Genomic DNA, 1,321 nt, shown 5'->3' with positions numbered 1-1,321 from the left:
ATTTGGTATATAATTTTCATTTTTGTTTGTGACCGCCAATTATTAAAACTAAAATTATCAAAATGTAATTTAATTTACATTAATTAATTTTTAATGTAATTCCTTTAAAGTATATACCATTAATAATATTAATCTATTATTAATGGTTATTGCTAAATTAAAAGATTATAGAAAAAAGGTGTGTTTATTTAGAATTAAAGTTTATGCGAATTATAGGCGAAAAATTTTTTGTAATCTTTAGTTAAAAATTAAGCATATCTTTAATAAAAGATATGCTTTTACATATGGTAATTTTAATACATACTTAAAGTTTCTTTTGTATTGTAAATATTTCATTCTTTAGATTTTCTGCTTCTTTTTGTTTTTCTTCTGTTTGATTGCAAAGTGTGATTACGTAAGATTTAAGTTTATTAGTATCTTTTTGTATAGAATTTTCATTGTTTTGATAATCTAATAAAAGTTGGTTTAACATTTTTGAGACGTCTGCTTTTGTAGATAATAATTTTTCCAACAAATTTTTAAGCTTCTGTAAATCTGAAATCTCTAGTTTATCTAGAATATCTTTTTTAGGATATAAGCAGACAATCATGTCGTCTAAAGCAGTTCCAAAGAAGTTTAATATGTTAAATAGGCCTTGGGTTTGGCCTGACAACATTATAATTTTTGAAAATTCCTTTAATTTGTCAGTATCTATATCATTTAGGGCCCCATAAGTTCGTTTTCTATATCTTATAGATCTCTCTGTATTATCAGCTATTTTTTCACCTTGTCCTTCTCCCCAACCCAATTCTTTGAAAGCCAATATTCCATATTGATCTTCAGATTCTTCTTTTAATTTTTTTTCATATTTTTTTCTATCCTCGTTAGCTTTTTCTATTAAATTTTTTAAATCATCAAGCAGTGAGTTTTTTATTCTTTGATTTTGGTCTTCTACTTTATTTTGGTCTTCTACTTTATTTTGGTCTTCTACTTTATTTTTGGTTACTTCTTTTTTATTGTGTTTGATTCTTTTTTTGCTAGAATGAGACTTTATATCTTTTTGATTGGTGTTAAAATCCGGATTGCAAGCTAAAAATAAAAGAACAAACAAGCTTATAATTATATTATATTTCATAAATACTCTCCTTACTTTAAATCTAATAATTAATATAATGCAATATTAATATAATCCAATAATTAATATAAATTAATAATTAATATAATGCAATATTAATATAATACAATATTTAATATAAAATTTTATTGTATTAATAATAGATTGTTAAAATAATAATATTTTTATTAAAATCAATATAATGATTTAGTATTTAATAATTCTTGA

Annotated in this window: 1 protein-coding gene; it reads right to left on the bottom strand. The window is 22.0% G+C overall.

The window, feature by feature from the left end:
- Positions 1 to 304: 304 nt before the first annotated feature.
- Complete coding sequence (locus HNP63_RS06705; protein ID WP_048830746.1) at positions 305 to 1,114, bottom strand: CRASP family complement regulator-acquiring lipoprotein; 810 nt, start codon at positions 1,112 to 1,114, stop codon at positions 305 to 307.
- Positions 1,115 to 1,321: the final 207 nt, after the last annotated feature.

Source organism: Borreliella afzelii, from assembly GCF_014202295.1.
GTDB lineage: Bacteria > Spirochaetota > Spirochaetia > Borreliales > Borreliaceae > Borreliella > Borreliella afzelii.
Note: the sequence above shows the minus strand (reverse complement) of the source record. Positions and strands in the feature narration are given on the sequence as shown.

Excerpts from the sequence above, each read along its gene's own strand:
- HNP63_RS06705 (WP_048830746.1), bottom strand. The coding sequence starts at position 1,114 with ATGAAATATAATATAATTATAAGCTTGTTTGTTCTTTTATTTTTAGCT.